The organism is Nocardioides sp. NPDC054178 (genome assembly GCF_055585005.1).
In genome coordinates, this window is record NZ_JBVJKY010000009.1 from 252,470 (window position 1) to 273,448 (window position 20,979).

The 20,979-nt window shown below is 70.9% G+C and carries 19 protein-coding genes; 10 read left to right on the forward strand and 9 right to left on the reverse strand.

Going from position 1 to position 20,979, the window contains the following annotated elements:
• Nucleotides 1-22 precede the first annotated feature (22 nt).
• On the forward strand, nucleotides 23-601 hold the full coding sequence (locus tag ACZ6WN_RS26975; protein ID WP_465869159.1) for a DEAD/DEAH box helicase family protein: 579 nt from the start codon (nucleotides 23-25) through the stop codon (nucleotides 599-601).
• Nucleotides 602-661: 60 nt separating this feature from the next.
• Nucleotides 662-2,053 carry a MocR-like pyridoxine biosynthesis transcription factor PdxR gene (gene pdxR / locus ACZ6WN_RS26980; protein ID WP_465869161.1) on the forward strand — a complete coding sequence of 464 codons (1,392 nt, stop codon included), beginning with the start codon at nucleotides 662-664 and terminating at the stop codon, nucleotides 2,051-2,053.
• On the opposite strand, the gene ACZ6WN_RS26985 is transcribed toward pdxR, so the two are convergent.
• The 5 genes from ACZ6WN_RS26985 to ACZ6WN_RS27005 form a co-directional block, all read right to left on the reverse strand.
• Complete coding sequence (locus tag ACZ6WN_RS26985) at nucleotides 1,976-3,286, reverse strand: APC family permease (protein ID WP_465869162.1); 1,311 nt, start codon at nucleotides 3,284-3,286, stop codon at nucleotides 1,976-1,978. The two genes, pdxR and ACZ6WN_RS26985, sit on opposite strands and share 78 nt — an antisense overlap.
• A 75-nt stretch (nucleotides 3,287-3,361) precedes the next feature.
• A complete protein-coding gene (locus tag ACZ6WN_RS26990; protein ID WP_465869164.1) occupies nucleotides 3,362-4,192 on the reverse strand; it encodes an SDR family oxidoreductase in 831 nt (276 codons plus the stop codon).
• On the reverse strand, nucleotides 4,189-5,736 hold the full coding sequence (locus ACZ6WN_RS26995) for a class I adenylate-forming enzyme family protein (protein WP_465869165.1): 1,548 nt from the start codon (nucleotides 5,734-5,736) through the stop codon (nucleotides 4,189-4,191). The genes ACZ6WN_RS26990 and ACZ6WN_RS26995 overlap by 4 nt, the downstream gene beginning before the upstream one ends.
• A complete protein-coding gene (locus ACZ6WN_RS27000) occupies nucleotides 5,733-7,322 on the reverse strand; it encodes a succinic semialdehyde dehydrogenase (protein WP_465869166.1) in 1,590 nt (529 codons plus the stop codon). The genes ACZ6WN_RS26995 and ACZ6WN_RS27000 overlap by 4 nt, the downstream gene beginning before the upstream one ends.
• Nucleotides 7,319-8,677 (reverse strand): cytochrome P450, encoded by a 1,359-nt coding sequence (locus tag ACZ6WN_RS27005; RefSeq protein ID WP_465869167.1) that lies wholly within the window; start codon nucleotides 8,675-8,677, stop codon nucleotides 7,319-7,321. Before ACZ6WN_RS27005 ends, ACZ6WN_RS27000 begins: the two co-directional genes overlap by 4 nt.
• Before the next feature lie 116 nt (nucleotides 8,678-8,793).
• Here ACZ6WN_RS27005 and ACZ6WN_RS27010 point away from each other — a divergent pair, with 116 nt between their 5' ends.
• Nucleotides 8,794-9,936, forward strand: a complete 1,143-nt coding sequence (locus ACZ6WN_RS27010) for an NAD(P)-binding domain-containing protein (RefSeq protein WP_465869169.1) — start codon at nucleotides 8,794-8,796, stop codon at nucleotides 9,934-9,936.
• Here ACZ6WN_RS27010 and ACZ6WN_RS27015 read toward each other — a convergent pair.
• On the reverse strand, nucleotides 9,867-10,286 hold the full coding sequence (locus tag ACZ6WN_RS27015; protein ID WP_465869170.1) for a pyridoxamine 5'-phosphate oxidase family protein: 420 nt from the start codon (nucleotides 10,284-10,286) through the stop codon (nucleotides 9,867-9,869). The genes ACZ6WN_RS27010 and ACZ6WN_RS27015 overlap by 70 nt on opposite strands.
• 1,038 nt (nucleotides 10,287-11,324) lie before the next feature.
• Here ACZ6WN_RS27015 and ACZ6WN_RS27020 point away from each other — a divergent pair.
• Entirely contained in the window at nucleotides 11,325-12,599 is a 1,275-nt protein-coding gene (locus ACZ6WN_RS27020; RefSeq protein ID WP_465869171.1) for an HNH endonuclease signature motif containing protein, read from the forward strand.
• A gap of 227 nt (nucleotides 12,600-12,826) precedes the next feature.
• Here the strand turns inward: ACZ6WN_RS27020 and ACZ6WN_RS27025 are convergent, their stop codons facing one another.
• A complete protein-coding gene (locus ACZ6WN_RS27025) occupies nucleotides 12,827-13,126 on the reverse strand; it encodes a hypothetical protein (RefSeq protein WP_465869172.1) in 300 nt (99 codons plus the stop codon).
• 176 nt (nucleotides 13,127-13,302) lie between these two features.
• On the opposite strand from ACZ6WN_RS27025, the gene ACZ6WN_RS27030 reads away from it, so the two are divergent.
• Nucleotides 13,303-13,998, forward strand: coding sequence for an aspartate/glutamate racemase family protein (locus ACZ6WN_RS27030; protein ID WP_465869173.1), 696 nt, complete (start codon nucleotides 13,303-13,305; stop codon nucleotides 13,996-13,998).
• Here ACZ6WN_RS27030 and ACZ6WN_RS27035 read toward each other — a convergent pair.
• Nucleotides 13,988-14,578, reverse strand: coding sequence for a GNAT family N-acetyltransferase (locus ACZ6WN_RS27035; RefSeq protein WP_465869175.1), 591 nt, complete (start codon nucleotides 14,576-14,578; stop codon nucleotides 13,988-13,990). The genes ACZ6WN_RS27030 and ACZ6WN_RS27035 overlap by 11 nt on opposite strands.
• Nucleotides 14,575-16,638, reverse strand: a complete 2,064-nt coding sequence (locus ACZ6WN_RS27040) for a HelD family protein (protein ID WP_465869176.1) — start codon at nucleotides 16,636-16,638, stop codon at nucleotides 14,575-14,577. The genes ACZ6WN_RS27035 and ACZ6WN_RS27040 overlap by 4 nt, the downstream gene beginning before the upstream one ends.
• A gap of 167 nt (nucleotides 16,639-16,805) precedes the next feature.
• Between ACZ6WN_RS27040 and ACZ6WN_RS27045 the strand changes: the two genes are divergently transcribed.
• The 5 genes from ACZ6WN_RS27045 (at nucleotide 16,806) to ACZ6WN_RS27065 (ending at nucleotide 20,978) form a co-directional block, all read left to right on the forward strand.
• Entirely contained in the window at nucleotides 16,806-17,126 is a 321-nt protein-coding gene (locus tag ACZ6WN_RS27045) for a hypothetical protein (RefSeq protein ID WP_350840555.1), read from the forward strand.
• A 55-nt stretch (nucleotides 17,127-17,181) separates the two neighbouring features.
• The gene (locus ACZ6WN_RS27050) at nucleotides 17,182-18,111 is read left to right on the forward strand and encodes an ABC transporter ATP-binding protein (RefSeq protein WP_465869177.1); all 930 of its coding nucleotides are present in this window, start codon (nucleotides 17,182-17,184) and stop codon (nucleotides 18,109-18,111) included.
• Nucleotides 18,111-18,950 (forward strand): ABC transporter permease, encoded by an 840-nt coding sequence (locus ACZ6WN_RS27055; protein ID WP_465869178.1) that lies wholly within the window; start codon nucleotides 18,111-18,113, stop codon nucleotides 18,948-18,950. The genes ACZ6WN_RS27050 and ACZ6WN_RS27055 overlap by 1 nt, the downstream gene beginning before the upstream one ends.
• Nucleotide 18,951: 1 nt before the next feature.
• Nucleotides 18,952-19,764: an ABC transporter permease gene (locus ACZ6WN_RS27060; RefSeq protein WP_465869179.1), complete on the forward strand. Its 813-nt coding sequence runs from the start codon at nucleotides 18,952-18,954 to the stop codon at nucleotides 19,762-19,764.
• A gap of 71 nt (nucleotides 19,765-19,835) precedes the next feature.
• Nucleotides 19,836-20,978, forward strand: coding sequence for a DinB family protein (locus tag ACZ6WN_RS27065; RefSeq protein ID WP_465869181.1), 1,143 nt, complete (start codon nucleotides 19,836-19,838; stop codon nucleotides 20,976-20,978).
• Nucleotide 20,979 lies beyond the last annotated feature (1 nt).

A 20,979-nucleotide genomic window follows, 5' to 3' on the forward strand; every position in this document is an offset into this window, starting at 1 on the left:
ACTCAGCGGCCACACTGACCCCATGCATCTCATCAACCTCTTCGGCCCACCAGCGGTCGGCAAGATGAGCGTGGGCCGGGAGATCGCGGCGCGCACGCCGTACCGCCTCTTCCACAACCACGCCACGATCGAGCCGCTGCTGGAGGTCTTCGACTGGGAGATGCCCTCGTTCGGGGTGCTCAAGGACGAGTTCCGGCGGCGAGTGATCGAGGAGGCGGTGGCCTCCGAGCTCCCCGGGCTGATCTTCACCTTTGTCTGGGCACTCGAGCTCCCCGAGGACGCGCGAGCCGTCTCTCATCTGGTTGCGCCCGTGGTCGAGGCGGGTGGGAAGGTCGACTGCGTCGAGCTGTACGCCGACATGCCGACCCGACTGAGCCGCGAGGGCACCCCGGAGCGGCTGGCCGCGAAACCGTCCAAGCGCGACACCGAGTGGGCGAGGGCCAACGCCGTGGACTGGAACGAGCGCCATGTGCTCTCGACCGGACCTGAGATGCCGTTCCCGCTGCATTTCCCGCACACCGTGGTCGACAACACGCGTCTGTCCGCGGCCGAGACCGCCGAGGAGATCATCGCCCGCCTCGGACTGCCGACCATTCCCTGACGTGGGCCGGATGTCTGGAAAACAATCGCGCATTCGGCGCCCAGGTGATCCAATCCCGCTGTGGACCTCGCGCTCGATCTGACCGACCGGTCGGTCAGATCCGCCTCGCTCTATCAGGCCCTGCGCGACGCGCTCGCCGACGGCCGGCTGAAGGCGGGCGACCGGCTCCCGGCCAGTCGCGCGCTGGCCAAGGACCTCGGCATCTCCCGCAACACCGTCGCCACGGTCTACGAGCGGCTGGTCGCGGAGGGGTTCTGCGAGTCGCGCGTGGGCGCGGGGACGTACGTCGCCGAGACCACGCGGCAGCGCAAGGAGACCACCCCGGGATCGCTGAGACCGCGCCCGAGCTGGCAGTGGGCGCCACGTCCGACCAGCGCGGAGGCGGCGGTCCCGGCGTACGACCTGCGGGTGGGGATTCCCGACGCCGAGCTCTTCCCGTTCGACACCTGGCGGCGGATCCTCGCGGCCGAGTCGCGGCTACGCGGCCACAATCCCGGCACCTACGCCTCGCCGGCCGGTCTGGCGAGGCTGCGCGAGGCGCTGGCGCACACCGTCGCCTACCACCGCGGCGTACGCGCCGACCCGGACCAGATCGTGGTCACCAGCGGCACCCAGCAGGCGCTCGACCTCGTCGCTCGGGTGCTGCTGGAGCCGGGCGACATCGTGGCCGTCGAGGACCCGGGCTACCCGTCCGCGCGCGACCTCTTCGCCTCCCACGGTGCTCAGGTGGTGCCGGTCCCGGTCGACGAGGAGGGCCTGGTCGTCGACCGCATCCCGGAGCAGACAAGGCTCGTCTACACGACCCCGAGCCACCAGTTCCCGCTCGGCGTACGCCTCTCCCTCCCACGCCGCCGAGCCCTCCTCGCCTTCGCGGACACCCACGGCGCGGGCATCGTCGAGGACGACTACGACAGCGAGTTCCGGTTCACCGAACGCCCCCTGGAGCCGCTGCACGCCCTCGACGACCAGGGTCGGGTGATCTATGTCGGCACCTTCTCCAAGTCGCTGCTGCCCAGCCTGCGCACCGGCTACCTGGTCGCCCCGGGCTCCCTCGTCGACAGCCTCCTGGCCGCCAAGCAGCTCGGCGACGGCTTCGGCCCCGTCCAGCCCCAGGCCGCCCTGGCCCGCTTCCTGGAGGAGGGCCTGCTCGCCCGCCACGTACGCAAGGCGTCCAAGACGTACGCCGAGCGCCGCTCGATCCTCCTCGAGACCCTCGACACCTGGCCGGTCGAGGTGCTCCCGTCGGCCGCCGGACTGCACCTCTCGGCCCACGCCGATCTCCCCGCCGACCTGCCCGGACGCGCCGCGACCGAGGGGCTGGCGCTGGACACGATCACTGCTCACCGGCTGCTGCCCGGCCGAGACGGGCTCGTCCTAGGCTACGGAGCCGTCCGGACACAGACCCTCCCGCGCGGGCTCGAGCGCCTGGGCCAGCTCGCGGGCTGGGTGTGAACGGCCTCGTCGGGAGCGGGCCAGCGACCACACCAGGCCGGCGCCACCGCAGATGACGGGGCCGAGCAGATGGGCGCCGGTGAGTCCCAGCAGCACCAGCGCCGCGACCATCGAGCAGACCGCCGCCCACCACGACCCGGTGCCCCGAGGGAGCAGCCGCAGCGCGGCTGCGGCACCCACCACGTACAGCAGGGAGAAGGTGCCCGAGGCCATCAGCAGCAGTGCGTCGGTCGAGGCCCCGGCGACCCAGATCACCGCGAGGGAACCGAGCGCCACGGCACACACGGCGAGCAGCGAGCGGCGCGGGATGCCGGACGCGGGGTCGGCCAGGAACCGGGGCAACGCGCCCTCGCGGGCCAACGACGCTCCCAGCCGCGAGCCTCCGGCGAAGTAGGCGTTGATCGCCCCGACGGTGAGCAGCACGGCGACCACGGCGGTCACCGGCCGTGCGGGCTCCCCGAAGCCCAGGACGAGCAGGTCCGCCAGCGGCGCGGCACCGGAGGTGGAGCCGAGCGAGGCGACCGTGGCGAACGCGATCCCGAGGTAGAGCACCGTCACGACGCCGAGGGCGAGGAAGGTCGCCCGGCGGATGTCGCGCGCCGGGTCGCGGTACTCGGCCGAGAGCGAGGAGAGGATCTCCCATCCCGCGAACGCCCAGACCAGCATCGCCGCCGCGGTGCCGACCGAGCCCCACCCGTGCGGCGCGAACGGCGTGAGCCGCCCCAGCTCGGCATGTGGCAGCGCCACCACGACCGCCACCGCGAGCAGCACCGCGATGGCCCCGGCGATCGCCAGCTGCAAGCCCCCGGAGACCTTGATCCCGAACCAGTTCATGACGGTGACCAGCACGATGATGCCCGCCGTCGCGGCCAGCGACATGTTCCGGCCACCCCCGAACGCGTCGGCGACGTACGCCCCGCCGAACCCCGCCGCGACCGGCGCCCCCACGCCGATCGTCAGGTAGAACGCCCAGCCCACCATGGTCGAGACGTGCGCATTGAAGGCGAGCCGTGCGTACGTAGCCACCCCGCCGCCGTCGGGATGGCGCGCCCCGAGCGCGGCGAAGGTCGCCGCGAGCGGCACCGAGAGCACGATCAGGGCCAGCCAGGCGACCAGCGAGGCCGGTCCGGCCTCGCTCGCGGCCAGCGCGGGCAGGGAGATGACACCGGTGCCGAGCACCGCACCGAGGGTGAGAGCCGCGCCCTGGGGCACGGAGAGTCCGTCGTTCTTCACGCCTCCGACGCTAGTGAGAGAGCGGCCCTCCGCGCCCGGCCAATCGGCCCCTCGTCTCCTGGGCCAATCCCACCCCTACCGTACGTTCCGCCGCACCCGCTCCTCGTAAGCCGCCCGCGCCGCCGGGTCGACGCCGGCGAGCAGCTGGGAGGCGTTGGTGGCGCGGTCGACGAAGTCCTGGAACCGGCGTGGCATCGCCTGGGTGATCTTGGTCAGCGACTGGGCCCAGTTGGGCACCCAGACCTCGGGCCGGGGCTCGCGGATGACCGACTCGATCGCCTCCGCGACGTCCTCGGCGGTGACCGGCTTCATCCCCTTGGCCGGCGGCACCCCGTCGGCCAGCTCGGTCTGCACCACCGTCGGCAGGACGAGGGACACGTCGACCCCGGCCGGTGCCAGCTCGAGACGCAGCGCCTCGGAGAAGCCGACCACGGCGAACTTCGAGGCCGAGTAGGTCGCCGCGTCGGGCACCGGCACCCGGCCGACCGCCGAGGCGACGTTGACGATGTGGCCCCGGCCCCGCTCGACCATCGCCGGCGCGACCGCCTTGATCCCGTTGATCGGGCCGTGCACGTTGACCTCGAAGATCGCGCGGGTGAGCGCGTCATCCTCCTTGAGGACCGACCCGAGCGGCATGATCCCGGCGTTGTTGACCAGCACGTCCCAGGGCCCCAGGTCGGCGACCGTCTCGAGGAAGCTTCGCCACGACGCGGGGTCGGTGACGTCGAGATGGGCCGCCGCGACCCGCGACCCGGACGAGTCGACCACGTCGGCGAGCAGGTCCGGGTCCAGGTCGCCGACGGCCACCTTCGCTCCGGCGCGGGCGAGCCGCTCGACGGTGGCGCGGCCGATGCCCCGGGCGCCTCCGGTGATGATGACGGCGGTTCCCTCGATCTGGCGTGTCATGACTCTCCTTCGGTGGTGCGGACCAGGCTGCGTACGGCTTTCCTGTCGGTCTTGCCGACGCTGGTGACGGGGACGGCGTCGAGGATCCGGACCTCGCGGGGGTACTTGTGCGCCGCGAGCCGCGTCTTGGCGAAGGCGATCAGCTCCTCGGGGGTCGTGCGCGCGCCGGGATGGAGGGCGACGACCGCGACCACCTCCTCGCCTCGCTGAGCGTCGGGGCGGCCGACCACCGCGGCCGCGGTGACCGTCTCGTGGGCGAGGAGGGCGTCCTCGACGTCGCGCGGGAAGACGTTGAACCCGCCCCGGATGATCAGGTCCTTGATCCGGTCGTCGACGTAGAGGTAGCCGTCGGCGTCGAAGTGGCCGATGTCGCCGGTGTGCAGCCAGCCGTCGACCACGGTGGCCGCGGTCTGCTCGGGGTCGTTCCAGTAGCCCTGCATCACCCCGGGGCCGCGCACCCAGATCTCGCCCTCCTCGCCGGTCGCGACCGGCTCGCCGGACGGCCCGGCGATGATCACCTCGGCGTGCGAGAGCGGCTTGCCGACGCTGCCGGGCCGCGACTCCTCGACCGTCGAGGCGGCGATGACCGCGCTCGACTCGGTGCAGCCGTAGCCCTCCAGGATCGTCACCCCGAAGGCCTCCTCGGCCTTCTCCCGCAGCGCCGGCAGCAAGGGCGCGCCGCCGCTGCCGAAGGAGCGCAGCGAGCTCAGGTCGTAGTCCTGGTAGGGCTGGTCGAGCAGCATCTGCAGCATCGAGGGCACCACCGTGCTCGACTCGACCCGGTGCTCCTGGGCGAGCTCGAGCCACCCCTTGGCGTCGAACCACCGCTGCAGCACCGAGCTCTGCGGGCGCGAGGAGTGCATCCCGCTGATGACCACGATCAGGCCGTACGCATGAGAGAGCGGCAGCGGCAGCAGCCACCGCGTCGTGCCCTGGCTCTCCCCGACCCGGTGGAGCGCGTGCCCGGACTCCCACAGCCCGCGGTGGCTGAGCATCACGCCCTTGGCCCGCCCGGTGGTGCCGCCGGTGTAGAGCAGCGCGGCGAGGTCGTCGTCACCGCGAGGCGCGATCTCGATCGGGGCGGCGCTCTCCAGGTTCTCGTACGCCACCACCCCCGCCTCCTCCGGAGCCGGCCCGGCCACGATGACGGTGAGATCGAGCCCCTCGGAGGCGGCCTGCACCAGCGGCAGCAGCTCGGGCGTGACGATGGCCGCCCTCGCCCCGGAGTCCTCCAGGATGTGACGCAGCTCGGGCGGGGTCTGCAGGAAGATCACCGGTGTCACCACTGCGCCGAGGCGCCACAGGGCGCGGTAGCTGACGAAGACCTCCGGGGTGTTCATGGTGAGCACCACGACCCGGTCGCCCGGCTCGATCCCGAGCTCGCGCAGGCCCCCGGCGACCCGGGCGGAGCGCTCGGCGATCTCGCCCGAGGAGTGCCAGGCGCCCTCGAAGAAGACCATCGGGTGGTCGCCGTGGCGGGCGTAGGACTCCTCGGCCAGCACCGCGAGGTTGTGCTTGCCGGGGCCAGTCGTCGGCGCGCTCATCGGGCACCCAGCTTCCGCAGCGCCTTGAGCTGCCCGTTGCCGAGCGCGACGAACTTCTCGACCGTCTGGCCCTTGAACGGCCCGATCGGGCCCATCCGGGAGGCGGCGAGGGTCTGGGCGTCGGTGAACTTCCGGATCCCGTCCGCGCCGTGGCGGCGACCGAGCCCGCTCGACCCCATGCCGCCCATCCCGGCCTCGATGCTCCCGGCCGCCAGGGCGGCGCCGTCGTTGATGTTCACCGCGCCCGCGCGGATGCGGCGAGCGATCATGTCGGCCTCGCGCAGGTTCTTGCTGAACACGCTGGCCGAGAGGCCGGCCTCGCCCTGGTTGGCGATCCGGACCGCCTCCTCGTCGCTGCCGGCGCGGTAGAGCGCGAGCACCGGGCCGAAGGTCTCGCCCAGACACAGGTCCATCTCGTCGGTGACGCCCTCCAGGACGGTCGGGGCGAAGGCGTACGGACCCACCTCGGCGAGCGGCTCGCCTCCGGCCAGCACGGTCGCACCCTTCGCGACCGCGTCGGTGACGTGCGCGGTGACCTTGTCGAGCTGGGCCTGCGAGGCCAGCGACCCGACGTCGGCCGAATAGTCGAAGGCCTGCTTGACCACCTGGCCCTCCGTCTCGGCGACGAGGGCCTGGCGAAAGGCGTCGTAGACGGCCTCGTGCACCACCACGCGCTCGATGTGGACGCACATCTGGCCGGTGTTGGCGAAGGCCGCCATCACGGCGCCGCGGGCGGCCTGGGCGAGGTCGGCGTCGCGGCGGACGATGAGCGGGTTCTTCCCGCCCAGCTCGAGGGAGGCGCCGATCAGCCGGCCCGCGGCGCGCTGGGCCACGATCCGTCCGGTGGCCGTCGAGCCGGTGAAGGCGATGTAGTCGACGTTGTCGATGACCGCCTCACCGGTGGCCGCCCCCGGCCCGGTGACGACCTGCCAGACGTGCTCGGGCAGGCCGGCCTCGGCCATCAGCGCCCGCGCCCACAGCAGCGTCAGCGGCGCCTGTGGGTCGGCCTTGCTGATCACCGCCGCGCCGGCGAGCAGGGCCGGGATGGCGTCGCCGACCCCGAGGTAGAGCGGGTAGTTCCACGGCGAGATGATCCCGACGACCTTCTTCGGCACCCGCACCTCCTTCACGGAGGTGACGCCGGGGATGGCACCGCGCACGCGCTTGTCGGCGAGATAGGTGGGGCCTCGACGCGCGTAGTGGCGGGCGATGGTGCCGACCTGGAGGATCTCCTGCCAGGCGTGGAAGCGGGCCTTGCCCATCTCCCACTGGATCAGGTCGAGCACCTCGTCCTGGCGCTCGACCAGCAGGTCGTGGAAGCGGAGCATGACCTCGGCGCGGTCCTGGAAGGCCAGCGTGGCCCAGTCGGGCTGTGCCGCCCGTGCCGCGGCCGCCGCCTCAGCGACGTCCGCCGCGGTGACCGACGGCACCGGGGCGGTCGGCTCGGCGTCGTAGGGCGCGATCGCGGTCAGCGTGCCGTCGCCGCCCGAGACCGGAGCCGAGACCCACCGGGTCCAGGAGGCGAGCCGTGACTCGTCGATCCAGCCGGGGCGTACGCTCTCGGCCGCCGTTGTCTTCGTGGTCATCGATCTCCTCGGATCCGGGTCAGATGGATGGGGTTGCCGTCCTTCGGGAACGGCAGCGAGCTGTTGTCCAGGGGTGCGCGGTAGGCGGGGGAGACGGTCCAGCGGTGGGTGCGCAGGAGCCGGTGCAGGATCGACTTGACCTCCAGGCCGGCGAAGTAGAGGCCGATGCACTTGTGCACCCCGCCGCCGAACGGCTCCCACGCCATCCGGTGGCTCTTGTCCTCGCGGCGGTGCGGCGCGAAGCGCTCGGGGTCGAAGACGGTCGGGTTGGTCCAGTAGTCCTCCATCATGTGGCTGAACTGGACCCCGACCATCACCCCCGTGTCGGCCGGGATGCGGACCCCGAGGAGGCGGGTCTCCTTGACCGTACGCCGGATCAGCGCCGGCACCGGGGCGCGCAGCCGCAGGGCCTCCCGCATCACCAGGTCGAGGCTGGTGAGGCTCTCGATCTCGGCCATCGTGGGGGCAGGGCCGAGAGCGAGGGACTCCTCGCGGCAGCGCTGCTGCCACTGCGGGTGCTGGCCGAGGTACTGCAGCATCGTCGAGGTGGTGATGGTCGAGGTGTCGTGGGCGGCCATCATCAGGAAGATCATGTGGTTGACGACGTCCTCGTCGCTGAACCGCTCGCCGTCGTCGGTCTCGATGTGGCACAGCACCGAGAAGATGTCGTCGCTCGCGGTGGCCCGCCTGGCGGGCAGGTAGTGGCGCAGGAAGCCCTCCAGCACCTTCCGCCCGCGGAACGCCCGGCCCCAGCGGGTCAGCGGCACATCGCCGCGTACGACACCGGCGGCCGCCTGCACGCAGGCGATGAACGCCTTGTTGACCCGGTCCATCTCGGCGCGGCTGGTCTCGGCCGCGCCACCCATGAAGATGTCCGCGGCGATGTCGAGGGTGAGCTGCTTGAGCCGCGGGTAGGCCCGGAACTCCGGGGTGGTCGTCCAGCCGCGCATTCCCTGCTCGATCGCCGGGTGCATCGCGGTGGTGTAGCCGGCGAGCCGGTCCCGGGTGAAGGCCTCCTGCATGATGCGGCGATGGGCGTGGTGCTCGTCGAAGTCGAGCAGCATCAGGCCACGGTCGAAGAACGGCCCGACGATCTGCCCCCAGGCAGGCCCGTTGGCGTAGGCCTTGTCCTTGTTGCGCAGCACCGCCTCGCAGGCGTCCGGCCCGAGCGCCACCACGCCGTGCTCGCCGGCGCGGAAGAACGGCGAGACCGGGCCGTACGTCTCCCACTGGTGCCGGTAGAACCCGACCGGGTCGCGGGAGTAGTCCAGCAGCCGGCCGACCCAGGGGAGCCCGTGGTCGCCCGGCGCGAGCGGTGGGATCTCGCGCAGTGTCTCGGTCGCTGTCTGATTCATGCCTGACCTCCCGGTCCCGAGTGACTCTGCTGAGGTTAGTCAAGTAGAACGTGTTCCCGCAGCCGTTCGTCGGGCATGGCGGGCATGGATGCGGCGCGCCCGTTGTTGAGATGTGCGTGGAGAGCTACGAGTCAGTGGTGATCGGTGCTGGTCAGGCCGGGTTGTCGGCGTCCTACCACCTCAGCCGGCTGGGCGTACGCCACGTCGTGCTCGACGCCGAACGGCGCCCCGGTGGCGCCTGGCAGCACCGCTGGGACTCGCTGACGATGCACGACGTGCACGGCGTCGCCGACCTCCCGGACGGGCAGGCGCCGGGGGAGTCCGGCGAACGGGCCAACATCGCGGTGCCGGGCTGGTTCGGTCTCTACGAGTCGCTGCACGATCTGCCGGTGGAACGCCCCGTCTCGGTGACGTCGGTGACCTCCGTCGGAGATCTGCTGGCGGTGCACTCGGCCGACGGGCGGACCTGGTTCACCCGCACGCTGGTCAACGCGACCGGCACCTGGACGCGGCCGTTCGTCCCGCACTACCCGGGGGCCTCGACCTTCCTCGGGGAGCAGGTGCACACCCACGACTATCCCGGCGCCGCCCACTTCCGCGGCAAGCGCGTCGCGGTCGTCGGCGGGGGAGCCTCAGCAGTGCAGTTCCTCGGTGAGCTCGCGCCGGTCACCTCGGTGCTCTGGGTGACCCGGCGGGAGCCGGTCTGGCGCTCCGACTTCGACGCCGAGCGTGGCCGTGAGGCGGTGGCGCTGGTCGCGGAGCGGGTCGAGGCCGGTCTGCCGCCGGCGAGCGTCGTCAGCGTAACCGGTCTCTCGCTGCGCCCCCAGGAGCAGGAGGCCGCCCGACTCGGGGTCTACGAGCGTCGGCTGCCGATGTTCTCGCGTATCGAACCGTCCGGGCTGCGGTGGGACTCGGGGGCCTTCGAGCCCGTCGACGCGATCCTGTGGGCCACCGGGTTCCGGCCCGCGGTCACCCACCTCGCGCCGCTCCACCTGCGCAGCTCCCACGGCGGGATCCCGCTGCTGCGCGAGTCGGCCGACGTCCAGACCGCCGTCACCGCTGCGTACGACCCACGTGTCCAGCTCGTCGGTTACGGCCCCTCGGCCAGCACCATCGGCGCCAGTCGCGCAGGGCGGGCCGCCGCGCTTGCGGTACGTCGGCAGCTCGCCGACCCTCAGCCGGCCGACCCTCAGAGGGTGCCGAGGTCGGCCGAGAGCCAGTTCTCCGGCGAGAGCCGGATGGTCACCTCGGGCGGGTAGTTCGCCGCCTGGGCCAGGTACGCGTCGGCTGCCTCGGGCGGCAGGTACCGCCGCGCCATCGCCTCCGCCTCGCCCTCTTCCGCATCCGCGATCCGCACCGGCCCCTCGACCGACACGTAGCGCACCGTCGGCTCGAGCCGCTCGACCATCAGCGTGCACCGTCCCGCGTCGCGGATCAGTCTGGTCTTCAGTGAGTCCTTGCCGGTGACGAACCAGGCGTCGCCGCCGGGGGTGTAGTCGTACCAGATCGGCACCGTCAGCGGTCCCTGTCCGTTCTCTCTGGTGACCGAGAGTGCCGCGATCAGGGGCTGCGTCAGGAGCTCTTGGCGGTCTGTGAGTGGGATACCCATGCTTTCGACCGTACGTCGGCGTCGGTGGTCGAGCCGGAGCGACGAGCAGTGGGGTGGCGTAACCCTGCCGAGTCGGCGCATCTTGACCAGTGTCTCGCGAAGCGAAGCGAGCGAGCCGGTCAAGACGCGCCGACTCGGCATTCATTCACGCCGGTGGTCGAGCCTGTCGAGACCACCCTGTGCGTGACCGTTCTTCGGGGCTGGTGTGGGCCGCCGGCCGGTTCTTGAGGCTGTTCTCGGCATGGTCCGGCGTCGAAGACGTCCTGCAGGGGCCGGCTTCGCTGGCCGCGTTTGGGGGTCTGTGTCGTAGACCGTGATGCCGGGTGGTCGAGCTTGTCGAGACCACCTGTCGCGTGACCGTTCTTCGCGGCTTACGTGGGCCGCCGACCCGATGACGAGGGTCTTCTCGATCCGGGCCAGCATCAAGGCCGCCCTGCGGGTGTCGGGTTTGCCAGCCGCGTTTAGGGGTCTGGGTCGTCGACCGGTGATGGGGTAGTCGAGAGCTTGTCGAGAGCAGCAGTGGCAGGGTGGCGTGTAACCCTGCCGAGTCGGCGGATCTTGACCGGTGTCTCGCGAAGCGAAGCGAGCGAGCCGGTCAAGATGCGCCGACTCGGCATTCAGTTGCTCTCGGTGGTCGAGCTTGTCGAGACCACCCTGTCTCGTGACCGCTCTTCGGGGCTGGTCTGGGCCGCCGACCCGTTTCACGAGGGTCTTCTCGACGAACCCCGGAGTCAAGGACGGCCTGCGGCCGCCGGCTTCGCCGGCCGCTTCGCGGTCCTGGACACCGGGGCCCGTCGAGAAAAAACTTGGCTGGCTATCGGGGCGGCGGCCGGGGTGTGGCGCAGCGGATTCGTTCCTGGGACGGATGGCGTTGCTGGGGCGTGAGGGGTGGCCCTTCGGGCCACTTACTATCCACAGGGACGACGTCGTTCGCTAACCGCGAAAACGGGGCCTGATCAGGGAAAATAGATGGTAAAGAGAGCGGTTCGGGCGTAGACTCAGAGCCATCACAACACACCTCTGAAGGAAGGGATGGCGATGAGTCTCGGGCGCGACATCGACCACTGGGGAACCAACCCCGGCGACGCGATCGACGCTGCCCTTGCGGCCATCGAGACCGCCCTCCACGACCTCCTCGCCAGTGACCCCGCCTATTGGCGCACCGAGCAGAAGAAGGACCTGCTCGAACGGCTGGAGGAGCTCCAGGCCATGCAGGCCGCGCTGAAACTGCGGGTGCTCGCATCTGCGGGCGACATCGCGGAGGAGACCGGCGCGAAAGACGCCTCGGCCTGGATGCGGGCCGAACTCCTGGTCGACACAGGCGAGGCGCGCTCCCAGATCAAACTCGCCACCAAGCTCGCCCAATACGACCTGGTCGCTGCCGGCCTGGCCGGGGGCGTGGTGTCGTTGGACAAGGCCCGGGTGATCACGAGGGCGTTGGACAAGATCAAGACGGACCCGGTCGCTACTGCCGAGGATCTGGTCGTGGCTGAGAAGCTGCTGGTCGAGTACGCGCGCACGTTGACCGTGAACCAGCTGCGGATCGTGGGCAAACGGATCCTGGTCGAGATCGACCCGGTCCGGTTCGAGGACGCCGAAGCCAAGGCGCTGCTGGCTGAGGAGGAACGGGCCCAGCAGAAGACCGCGTTGCGGGTGTGGGACAACCACGACGGCACCATCGGGTTCGAGGGAGTCTTGCCGGTCTCGATGGGGATGCGGTTCAAGCGGATGGTCGAGGCCTATGCCCAGCCCCGCAAGCAGCAGTTGGTCGGCAAGGGCAGCCCGTTGCCGCCGTGGGAGCGGATGATGGGGCAGGGGTTCGCCCGGTTGCTGGAGACCCTCGACCCCGCCGCGCTGCCCCGCCACGGGGGTGACGCCACTGTGGTCAATGTGGTGATCTCGCTGGAGGAGCTGCGTAAGGACCTCGGGGTCGCCACGTTGGGCTATGACGAGACCAACGGGGCCACGATCACCGCCGCCGAGGCTCGGCGGATGGCCTGCAACGCGACCATCATCCCCTGGGTGCTCGGTGGAGATGGTGAGGTCCTCGACGCCGGTCGGGGCAGTCGGTTCTTCCAGCCGATCCAGCGCAAGGCACTGCGGTTGCGGCAGAAGTGCTGCCAGGCCGAGGGCTGTGACATGCCCCCGGAATGGTGCGACGCCCACCACCTCGACCCCTGGGCCGCTGGCGGCAAGACCGACCTCAAAGACGGGGCCTTGTTGTGTCCGCATCATCACCGCCTCGCCCACAACCCCGCGTACGTCCATGAGCGGTTGCCGGATGGCACCATCCGGTTCACCCGCCGCACCTGACCGGAAGCGCAATCAACCGCTCCACCAAGGCACGGCCAGCAGCCCATCTCTCGGCTTCGCCCCATTCGAAGCGCCTACCCGTGCTCGCCACGTGTCGGCGCACCAGCCCTGCCCGCAGGCGCGGAGTCGGCGCTACTGTCCCGCTGCGCCCGACCACCTCAACGACCTTCAAGCAGCCCGCCTTGAGGCTGGCCGAGACTCGTCCCTACGCCACGAGGCGTCGGTGCTCAGGCGGGATCGGTGAAAGAGACCGGCTTGCCGGTGGCGTGGGCGTAGGCGATCTCCCTGCGCGTGGACTCGCCGACGTACCCGCCTGGGTTGACGACCAGGACCCGGTCGGCCAGGTCGATCTTGCGGAGGTGGAGGGCGTCCAGGGCCGCCTTCTGCTCCTCGGTGACCAACTCGTCCGCCTCGCCTGGAGCGACGACGATGACGCCCGCGAAGGTCAGCTCCCGATTCGCCGCCCGCATCTCCTCCACGAATCGGACGGAGCCGCAGATACAGACGATCTCGGGTCGGTCGGTCATGGCTCGGTCCTTCGTCTGGACGGGGATGCGTGGGAACGGTTCACGAGGTGTGCCCACGATGCACGAACCATCGCCGACGTGACCACCCACGGTCCCATGCCCGTCAGGCGCCGAAGCAAGGGCGGTCCCTGCGGGCGACAAGGGCGGAAGTTGGGCGTCAGGGGAGACTGAGGGGCATGCGACGGATCGGCGTACTGGGTGGGATGAGCTGGGAGTCGACGGCGGAGTACTACCGCCTGCTCAACGAGATCACGTCGAAGCGGCTCGGCGGACTGCACTCGGCGGATCTGCTCGTGCGGTCGGTGGACTTTGCCGACATCGAGGAGATGCAGGTCGCCGGGGAGTGGGAGCGTGCGGGGGAGCGGCTGGCCGAGGAAGCGGCGAGGCTCAGCGATGCCGGGGCCGAGGTGATCGTGCTGGCCACCAACACGATGCACAAGGTGGCCGGGGCATTGGAGGAGACGTACGGGGATCGGTTCCTGCATCTGGGTGACACGACGGCGGCCGCGGTCATTGCGTCAGGAGTCGGCCGGGTGGGGCTCCTCGGGACCGGGTTCACGATGTCGCAGCCGTTCTATGCCGACCGGCTCCGGGGCCACGGCCTGGAGGTCACCGTCCCCACCGAGCCCGACCGGGCGACTGTCCATCGGATCATCTACGAGGAGCTGTGTCTGGGGACGTTCCTGGACAGCTCGCGACAGGCGTACCTCGAGGTCATCGACCGGCTCGTCGCCGACGGCTGCGAGGGTGTCATCCTCGGGTGCACCGAGATCGAGCTGCTGCTGCCGATCGAGACGTACGCCGGTGTGCCGCTGTTCCCGACGACCAGGCTGCACTGCGAGGCCGCGATCGATGCGGCGCTCAGCGACTGACGGTGGCCCACTCCTCGGCGAGGATCGCGTAGGAGAGGCCGTCGAGCCAGCCGCGGGTCCGGTGCAGGGAGTCCTTGATCGTGTGCGACTCGCGGCGCATGCCGAGGCGCTCCATGAGCCGCCAGGAGGCCTCGTTGTCGGCGAAGCACTCCGCTACGACGCGGCGCAGACCCAGGGGGCCGAAGCAGGCGTCCAGCACGGCGCGTACGGCCTCGGTGGCGTAGCCGTTGCCCTGGTGGGCGGGGTCGATCGTCCAGCCGAGCTCGGCCTGGGTGCCGTTGGCCCGCTCGCGCACCTCGGTCTGGGACCACGGGTCGGTGATCCGCAGCATGAGGTCGCCGACGATGACGCCGTCGTGCTCGATCACCAGGGCCGGGCCGATGATGTCGGGGTGCTCGAAGATCGTGCGGTAGGCCCCGAGGTCCGTGAAGGAGGTCGTGACCCACTCGGCCACCTCGGGCAGCCCGCGGAAGGCCCAGGTCGGCTCGATGTCGGCGGGCACCATCCGGCGGATCACGAGCCGCTCGGTGCGTAGCGGCCACTCGGCCTTCACCAGCGGATCAGGTCGCGTGTCGATCATGCGCCCACCTTCGCATCTTCTCGCTCAGGGATGCCACCGAGTTCTTCGGGGAGGTCGTCGTGGCGCACGACCAGCGAGGTGACCGCGCGGGTGAGGCAGACGTAGAGGCGGCGCAGGCCGGTGCCGCGGTCGGGCTCCCCGGCGACGATCCCGACCGGGTCCGAGACGACCACATGGTCGAACTCGAGCCCCTTCGCCAGCGACGCGGGGACCAGGTCGAGATGCGCGTCGAACTCCGTCTCCTCATCGGCACTCACCCCGATCTCGGCGAAGGCGAGCCCGGCGCTGTCCAGCTCGGCGCGCGCCGACGCCAGCGAGGCGTCGGGGACGATCAGCCCCACCGACCCGGGGCGCTCCAGCGCGTCGCGGAGCGCCTCCACGACCGAGGAGGTGGTGAAGGTGAGGTCGCCACGGGCGCGGCGCACCGCGACGGGTGGCTCCAGGCCGGGAGCGATGTGGGGGAGGAGGCGGGCCGCGTAGGCGATCACGTCGGCCGGTACGCGGAAGCCGCGCGTGAGCTGCTCGACATGGCCCTCCGGCTTGCCGAGATGTGCCAGCGCGTCGGCCCAGGACGAGGAGGCCCACGGCGTGGTCGCCTGGGCGAGGTCCCCGAGGATCGTCAGCGACCCCGTCGTCGAACGGCGCCCGAGCGCCCGCAGCATCATCGCGGAGAGGTCCTGGGCCTCGTCGGCGACGATATGGGCCACCGACGGCGTACGGTCCAGCAGATCGGCGATCTCGTCGAGGAGCACCAGGTCGGCCAGCGACCATCGCGCCGCACCGGCCGAGCGCGGCGGCCTCTCCCAGAGCAGGCTCGCCTGCTCCGCCTCGGAGAGCAGCCCGTCGGCGACCTCCGCCAGCCACGCCGCGTCGGTGAGCAGCCGGAAGAGCACCTTCGCCGGTTTGAGGTCGGGCCACAGCGCGGCGGCATAGTCCTTGACCGGCTTCGCTCGCGCCACCGCGTCGTGCACCCGGTCGTCGGGTGAGTCGCCCGAGCGCTCCATCTGCACCAGCACCCGGTGGGCCAGGGCGCGCGGGAGCAGGGCCCGGGCCGCTGCGTACCTCAGATCGTTGGCGCGCAGCCCCTCCACCGCCTCCCGCGCCTCGTAGGCAGGCACCCGCCAGCGCCGCGAGCCGCGCGGGACGACCAGGGCCTCCTCGGGCTCGCCGACCTGGGACCAGACGGCCCGGTGGAGCACCTCGGCCATGCGTACGTCACCCTTCAGCGTCGCCACCGGCGCGGGTTCCTCCGCGTGGACGGCGCCATGGCCCGGCCCGTTCTTGTGCCCGTTCTTGGCGACCAGCTCCGCGATCGTCGCCTGCTTGGCCTCGATCTCGCCCAGCGCGGGCAGCACGTCACGGATGTAGCGCAGGAACGAGGCGTTGGGGCCGATGATCAGGACCCCGCGCCGGGTCAGCTGGTCGCGGTGCGCGTAGAGGAGGTACGCCGCCCGGTGCAGCCCCACGGCCGTCTTCCCCGTCCCGGGCGCACCCTGCACGACGATCGTCTGCGACAGGTCGGCGCGGACCAGGACGTCCTGCTCGGGCTGGATGGTGGCGACGATGTCGCGCATCGGCCCCACGCGCGGCCGCTCGATCTCGGCCTCGAGGATCGCCGAGTGCTCCGGCCCGGGGCCGGCGTCGGTCAGCGACTCGTCCTCGAAGGCCGTCAGCTCCCCGTGGGAGAACCCGTAGCGCCGCCTCCGGGTCAGCCCCATCGGCTCGGTCCGCGACGCCCGGTAGAACGGGACGCTGACCGGGGCGCGCCAGTCGACGACCATCGGGTCGCCGACGCTGTCGGAGATGTGACGGCGGCCGATGTGGAAGCTCTCGGCTCCCAGCGCAGCGGTCCGGTCGATCCGGCCGAAGAAGAGCGGCACGTCCGGATCGTCGGCCAGCTGCTCCAGCCGGTGGGCGAGGGTCGCGTCGAGGATCTCGGCGCTGACCCAGTTGCCGGCCGTCGAGGAGTCCAGCGACTCCACCTTCCGGCGCATCCGGGCCAGATCCTGCCGGGAGGCGGCCAGATGCTCGCGCTCGGCGTCGAGGTCGTCTACGGGCATGGCTGGTTCATCGCTTCTCCGTCGCGGCAGGTTTCGATGGGGTCAAAGGCTCCAACATAGGCGACCCCGGAGGAGGCGCCCAACAGGTTTATCGGGCGCGGTTGGGCGCTTACCTGCACAATTGGAGGGTGAGCCTGTTCGATCGCTTTCGACGCAGTGGGACGCGCATGAGCCGTCCCACGGGCGAGAGCTACACCGGATCCACAAGGGTGCGCGCCGCGGACTCCACCGACCAGCAGCACCTCGAGCAGTTCGTGAAGACCCGGCGTGGTGTCGAGGGGTTCGTCGAGCCGCGCACCGTCGTCAGCGAGGTGACCCTGCTGCTGGTCGCGCACGACGGCGAGTGGACCCGGCGGCGAGTGCCGTCGGCGCAGTGGGCGCACAAGTTCGCCAACAAGCACCAGGTCCCGTCCTACGACGCCGCGGTGGTCGGCGTTCCGCAGCGGATGCGCGACTACAACCGGCGCCAGAAGCAGCAGGGCCGGTAGGCACCGATCCGAACCGGCTCGAAACTGTCGGTGCGCGCATCTAGTCTTTGCCGACGTGGGTGAAGACCTGATGATCTCGGCGCGTGGGCTGCGCAAGTCGTTCGGCGACTTCGAGGCCGTGCGCGGCATCGACGTCTCCGTGCGGCCCGGTGTCGCCTTCGGATTCCTGGGGCCCAACGGCGCCGGCAAGTCCTCGACGATGCGGATGATCTGCTGCGTCTCGCCGCCGAGCGGGGGTGAGCTGCGGGTCTTCGGGATGGATCCGGCCAAGGACGGGCCGAAGATCAAGGCGCGGCTCGGGGTGTGCCCCCAGGAGGACACCCTCGACGTCGAGCTCAACGTCTACGACAACCTCTTCGTCTACGGCCGCTACTTCGGGCTGCCGCGGGCCGAGGTGAAGGGCCGGATCGAGGAGCTGCTCGACTTCGTCCAGCTCACCGACAAGGCCAAGGCGAAGGTCGACGACCTCTCCGGCGGCATGAAGCGACGGCTGACGATCGCCCGGAGCCTGATCAACCAACCCGAGATCCTGGTCCTCGACGAGCCGACCACCGGCCTGGACCCGCAGGCCCGCCACGTCATCTGGGACCGGCTCTTCCGGCTCAAGCAGGCGGGCGTGACGCTGCTGCTGACCACCCACTACATGGACGAGGCCGAGCAGCTGTGCGATGAGCTCGTCGTGATGGACCAGGGCCGGATCGTGGCCCACGGCACGCCGTTGGGGCTCATCCAGCAGCACTCCACCCGCGAGGTCGCCGAGCTGCGCTTCGGCGTCGGCGAGCACGAGGCGCTGGCGGCCAAGGTCGAGGACCTCGCCGAGCGGGTCGAGGTGCTGCCCGACCGGCTGCTGCTCTACAGCGACGACGGCGAAGCGGTCATCGAGGCCGTCCACGGCCGCGACCTGTCGCCGGTGGCCACCCTGGTGCGGCGCTCCTCGCTCGAGGACGTCTTCCTGCACCTGACCGGCCGGACCCTGGTGGACTGATGGCCGACTACGCCGACTACGCAGACTCGGCGCCGGTGACCCGGCCGACAGCGCCCGCGGGGCAGGTCTCCGGCGCGCTGCGGATGGGCGACTACTGGCTCACCGTCCTGGCGCGCACCTGGAAGGGCGGGGTGATCACGACCTTCGTGACGCCGTTCTTCTACGTGCTGGCGCTCGGTGTGCTGCTCGGGGGCTTCGTCGAGGCCGATCCGGCCACCCTGGAGGGCGCCGACTCCTACCTCGCCTTCGTCGCGCCGGGCATGGTCGCGGCCCACGCGATGACGATCGCCTTCTCCGAGATGACCTATCCGGTCTACGGCATGGTCAAGTGGCAGCGGATCTACTTCTCGATGATCGCCTCGCCGCTGACCGCCTCCCACATCGTGCTCGCCCAGCTGGGCTTCCTGATGCTGCGTACGCTGTTCGCCTGCGGGGTCTTTCTGCTGGTCCTGACCCCGTTCGGGGTCTTCGAGACGTGGTGGGGCGTGCTGGCGGCGTGGCTGGTGCAGGGGCTGGTCGTGCTGGCCTTCGGCACGCCGGTGCTGCTGTTCTCGCTCTCCATCAAGGGCGAGGAGTCCTTCGCGCTGATCTTCAGGCTGGGGATGATCCCGCTGACGCTCTTCTCCGGCACCTTCTTCCCCGTCGCCAACCTCGGGCCGGTGCTGGAGAAGGTCGCGATGGCCTCGCCGCTGTGGCAAGGAGTCGACCTGACCCGGATGCTCGCGCTCGGCGAGGTCGACTGGGCGCTGGCCGCGGTCCACGTCGCCTACCTCGGGGTGCTCGCGGGCGTCTGCTGGTGGCTCGCGGTGCGCAAGCTCGACGAGAGGCTGGTCTCCTGAGATGGCGCTCTTCACCGCTGCCGTGGGTGCCACCGTCGCCCGGCCGCTGCGGGGCGGCGAGGCCGCCCGGCTGCTGCTGTGGCGCAACATCCTGGTCTACCGGCGCGCCTGGCTGGTCTTCATCACCGGCTTCCTGGAGCCGGTCTTCTACCTGTTCTCGATCGGGATCGGCGTGGGCGCGATGGTGGTCGGCTTCGAGTACGCCGGGAGGCCGGTCGACTACCGCGAGTTCGTCGCACCCGGCATGATCGCGGCCTCGGCGATGAACGGGTCCCTGCTGGATGCGACGTTCAACTTCTTCTTCAAGCTGAAGTACAACAAGCTCTACGACCAGATGCTGGCCACCCCGCTGCGTACGGGCGACATCGCGGTCGGCGAGATCCTGTGGAACCAGCTGCGCAGCGGGATCTACGTGACCGCGTTCCTGCTGATCATGGTCGCGATGGACCTCGTCCACTCGTGGTGGGCGCTCCTGGTGGTGCCGGCGGCGCTGCTCATCGGGTCCGCCTTCGGAGCCGTGGGGATGGCGCTGACGACCTACATGACCTCCTGGCAGGACTTCGAGAAGGTCACCCTCGCGATGATGCCGATGTTCCTGTTCAGTGCGACGTTCTTCCCGGTGACGGCCTATCCGGAGTGGCTGCGCTGGGTCGTGGAGGTCACGCCCCTCTACCGCGGCGTCGTGCTGTGCCGAGAGCTGACGCTCGGCGTGCCGTCGTGGGGTTCGCTGGTCTCGGTGGCCTACCTGCTGGCCTTCGGGGCGGTCGGTCTGGTGATCGTGCGGCGCAGGCTCGACGCGCTCCTGCTCACCTGAGCGGCGGCAACTCGCGTCTCACAGGCAGGATCTCGCTCGTGGCCGCCCGGGTTGGCCGTCAAGATGGAGGCATGACCTATGACGCGATCACGCCCGACACCAAGGACTGGACCTGGGTCCTCGACCGGCCCTGCCCGGAGTGTGGATTCGTCGCCGGTGCGGTGACCGCGGACCAGCTGCCCGAGATCGTGCGCGACAACGCGACCTACTGGGAGATCTACCTCGCCGCCGACAACGCGCGCGAGCGCCCCCGGCCGGGGGTGTGGTCGGCGCTGGAGTACGGGGCACACGTACGCGACGTCCACCGCATCTTCGCCGAGCGGCTGCAGCAGATGCTGACCGAGGACGAGCCGCGGTTCGCCAACTGGGACCAGGACGTGACCGCCCGCGAGGAGGACTACGCCGGCCAGGACCCGGCCGTCGTCGCCGAGCAGCTGATGGACGCTGCCGACGAGATCGCCACGATCTACGAGAAGGTCCCGCCGGACGCGTGGGGCCGTCGCGGGACCCGGTCCAACGGCGACGTGTTCAGCGTCGAGTCGCTGGGCCGCTACCACCTCCACGACGTCGTCCACCACCTGTGGGACGTACGCTCGGCCGCCAAGCGGGCGACCGTCGCCGCCTACGACGCCGGCGTCGCGACGTACGTCCAGGGCACCTCGTTCTCCGAGGAGACCCGTTCGGTCCTGGACAGGTTCCTGGCCGAGCTCGAGCCCGGTGACCACGTGCTCGAGATCGGCACCGGGCCCGGCCACGACGCGAAGGCCCTCGAGGCCGGGGGAGTGCGGGTGCGGCGCACCGACATCAGCGAGGGGTTCGTGGCGCACCTGCGCAAGCAGGGGTACGCCGCTGCCTGCCTGGACCCGCTGACCGACGACCTGCGCGACCCGGTCCATCCCGACGTCCCCTACGCCGCGGTCTGGGCCTCGGCGACGCTGCTGCACGTGGCCCGCCACGACTTCGGGACCGTGCTCGCCCGGCTCGCGGAGGTGACCCGCCCCGGCGGTGCGCTGCACGTGTCGATGAAGGAGGGCGACGGCGAGGAGTGGACCAACCGCGGTCACATCGAGGCTCCGCGGCTCTTCGTCTACTGGCGCGAGCCCGCGCTCCGGGCGGCGCTGGACGAGGCCGGCTGGGAGGTGCTCGAGGTCGGGCACGCCGACAGCCGCCTCGGCGACGTCTGGCTCGACGTCCTCGCCCGGCGGCGCGCCTGAG